The following is a 503-nucleotide window of genomic DNA, read 5'->3' on the forward strand; positions in this document are numbered from 1 at the left end:
AGAAGGTTTTTATGTTCATCACTTAAGTATTTCACCAATAATAACCTAAAACAAATGACAGGTTCTTGGTCAAATTGGGTACGTAGTGCTAAGACATTAGTTCGAAACCTATCAAGTCAAAAGTTCATCATACAAGAGATTGCCCAAGTCATATCCCCACTAAATAATGTAAATTTGGCATCGCCCTCTGGTCAAGCAGGCAACCAAGTTGACACATTTTTAGGACAAACAACTAAAACAACAACATTGCACCGAAAGACTACAATTCATGGAGCGAAAGGCGAAACACACGATGTCACCATGTTAATTTCAACGGCACGCGCGGGCGGGCAGCCTGGTTCTCATTGGCGCAGTTGGATTGATAGTCAAAGCAGTGAAGCTGCTAGGTTCGCATATGTTGCCTCATCAAGGCCTAAACACTGTTTAATATGGGCTGTGAAAACTTTAAATGATGCTGATAAAACAAGATTAAAAGATATGGGATTTCACTTACTTTAGACATT

The 503-nt window shown here is 39.8% G+C and carries 1 pseudogene; it reads left to right on the forward strand.

Annotated features, from left to right (window positions below):
• A pseudogene (locus R7044_RS28505) lies at positions 1 to 498 on the forward strand (ATP-dependent helicase); the annotation flags it as partial.
• Positions 499 to 503: the final 5 nt, after the last annotated feature.

Source organism: Vibrio sp. 1402 (assembly GCF_033340275.1).